This window comes from Vulcanococcus sp. (genome assembly GCF_044369115.1).
Lineage (GTDB): Bacteria > Cyanobacteriota > Cyanobacteriia > PCC-6307 > Cyanobiaceae > Vulcanococcus.
The window spans coordinates 1-2,504 of record NZ_JBIPMN010000257.1 but is presented as its reverse complement, the minus strand read 5'-3'; the positions used below and the strand labels follow the sequence as shown (position 1 = coordinate 2,504).

Below are 2,504 nucleotides of genomic sequence, written 5' to 3'. Positions count from 1 at the left end.
CCCGGTGATCTTTGGGTGTTCGGCACTTCAAATTCTTTTCCACTCGACGTTCACACGAAAGCCCCCACGCCATTCATGGCATGGGGGCAAGGTTTCAGGCCCCGTAGGCTACCTCAGCGAATCACCATAGACCCCGAACAGCAGGAGCGGCAGGAGCTGGAGCAGGAGCTTCAGCGGTGTAAGCCGCAATGCATGCAGGGGTGTTCATGTACCAGCTCAGCAGCGAGGTGGCCCGCTGGCTGTTGGAGGCATCGCTCACGTCACACACCTTCATCGAGCCCTGCAGGCGCTGATCGGTAGGCAGGTTCGACATCATCCCGTAGCTGGACAGCTTGCCGTCAGCCGAGTCGAGAATGATGGCACTGCGCACAGCCTGGAGGCTGTGGCTCTGGCTGTAATAAGGGGTGTAGTTGTTCTGCTGAATGCTTTCAGACAGGAACTGTTCGCCCTTCTCGGAGTAGAGGAAGTTGGCCACAGCGACCACATCCACGTCGTACTCCTTCTGCAGACCGGCCTGCAGCTCATCGCGTGACCAGCCGGAGAGATCTTTGAGATCCTTCGGCACGGGGTTGTCGATCACCTCGGTGCCGCCAAGAGGCAGCAGGGTGTTGGAGCGAACGAAGCCCTGGCTGACAGCGCGGGCGGTCTGGGTGGGCAGACCGTCTTGGATGAAGGTGGGAGCGCCGTAGCGCACACCAGCCTGATTGGAATTGATGGTGGTAGGCCCTTGTGGGATGGCCTGGGCCGAGAGGCCTGCAAGCAGGACACCAGCGCCAGCCAAGGGGAGGAGAACCTTGCGCATGGTTGAGCAGAAGATGACTCTCCCGGTATGGCGAGCGGAAGCGTCCGCTACGGACCTTCTGCATGTTGATTTAAGAATCGGTTATCAAAAAACTGTTGAAGCATTAATTCCGTTGGTCGGCCGCACGCCGCGTGGGCAGCCCCAGCGGACTCCAACCGGGCGGGCACTGCAACGCATCGCGCTCATAGCGGAAGCTGCCCGGTTCACCGCGACCGCTGCAGGCCACGCCCCGCGGAACATTGTCTTCCGCCTGCACTTGCGCCACGTAACGCTCCTCTCCGCCCCGGGGAACCAGCTGCAACTGCACCCGCTCGGGCGCTTCGCTGATGCGGGCCTCCATGTCTTCCGGGGTCTCGAGCCCCAGAACATCGAGATAGCCGGTAAAGCTGCCCCAGAAGTAGCGGGTGATCTGGCCACCCACGAACTGGCCCAGCGCCTCGGTCGCCCTGGCGCGGCCATCCTGCAAAGCTTCCTGGCTGGCCAGATCCGCCAAAACGCGATCGGTGGAGGCGCCGGTGCGCATGGCCGGAGGTGGCAGCAAACGCCATTGGGCGAGCCCCGCCACACCGAACAGGCTCAGCAGAGCCACCACACTGAAGCGCAGGGCTAACGGCATGGGTGCGGCCTCTTAAGAGGACTGTTCAGAAGCTGGACGCGCGGACGCTAAGTCCAGATCGCCTGTTCGGCTGCCTGCCCCACCACTCCGCACAACCAGCCGTTACGTCGCTCACACACACAGGGCGGCTGCCAGCCCTCCAGCAGATGCTCGAGACGCTGCCGCTCAGCACACCAATGCCAATGGCGCAGGTCGGTGGCGAGGCTGCTGCGTTGCCATTTGATTGCCGCTTCCTTACGCACCCAGCTCTCCAGCACGAGCGCTTCACGCTCCGCCTGGGATTGGCGCTGCAACTGCTGCCACTCCTGCGGCGGAAAGAAGCGGCGCGCCAACAACGCCGCAGCAATGCGGCGCTGTTGCCACTCCAGATCAACCCCGATCGGCCAGGGTGACCAGGCCAGCAGCAGCTGATCACGGCTGTGGCTCAGGCTCACGGCTCCACAGCCTGCTGCCAGGCAAGGTGCCTCACCAGGCGGGCTATGCAGCGGCACCGCCTCAGGCTGCAGCCCTAGACATGTGGCGACGCGACAGCGCAACAGATGTCGGCTGGTGCGATAGCGGTGCTCCACCGCAGGCGGCAGCGCAGCGCTCCAAGCCCGTTCGGCCTCACTCAGCGACCAGGGATCTGCCGCCGTAAGCGGCAAGAGCCACAGGCGCGGAACCGCCGCTGCGCTCAGGGCTCCCCTTAGGCTCCCGCCATTGTGTTGAAGCCCCGCCATGGCTCTGCAGATTGGTGATGCCGCACCCGACTTCACCCTCCCCGATCAAAACGGAGAGCTGGTGAGCCTGGCCGATTTCAAAGGCCAGCGCGTGGTCATCTACTTCTATCCCAAGGACGACACCCCGGGCTGCACCAAAGAGGCCTGCAACTTCCGGGATCAGTGGTCGGCGTTTGAACAACACAAGATCGCCGTGCTCGGCATCAGCAAAGACGGCGCGACCAGCCACAGCAAGTTCATCAGCAAATACGAGCTGCCCTTCACCCTGCTCACCGACGCCGAACCCTGCCCGGTGGCCGAGAGCTTCGGCAGCTACGGCCTCAAGAAGTTCATGGGTCGCGAATACATGGGCATGATGCGCCACACG

General features: G+C 63.1%; 4 protein-coding genes. 1 reads left to right on the top strand and 3 read right to left on the bottom strand.

Annotated features, from left to right (window positions below; translation table 11 throughout):
- Positions 1-121: 121 nt before the first annotated feature.
- The 3 genes from ACIQ2E_RS14135 to ACIQ2E_RS14125 all read right to left on the bottom strand — a co-directional run bounded on the left by ACIQ2E_RS14135 (position 122) and on the right by ACIQ2E_RS14125 (position 1,852).
- Positions 122-802, bottom strand: a complete 681-nt coding sequence (locus tag ACIQ2E_RS14135; protein WP_398331905.1) for an alpha/beta hydrolase — start codon at positions 800-802, stop codon at positions 122-124.
- Positions 803-905: 103 nt separating this feature from the next.
- Entirely contained in the window at positions 906-1,418 is a 513-nt protein-coding gene (locus ACIQ2E_RS14130) for a hypothetical protein (protein WP_398331902.1), read from the bottom strand.
- Between the two features lie 47 nt (positions 1,419-1,465).
- Positions 1,466-1,852 (bottom strand): 4'-phosphopantetheinyl transferase family protein, encoded by a 387-nt coding sequence (locus tag ACIQ2E_RS14125; protein WP_398331899.1) that lies wholly within the window; start codon positions 1,850-1,852, stop codon positions 1,466-1,468.
- Between the two features lie 283 nt (positions 1,853-2,135).
- On the opposite strand from ACIQ2E_RS14125, the gene bcp reads away from it, so the two are divergent.
- On the top strand, positions 2,136-2,504 hold a 369-nt coding region (gene bcp / locus ACIQ2E_RS14120), incomplete at its 3' end, for a thioredoxin-dependent thiol peroxidase (RefSeq protein WP_398331896.1).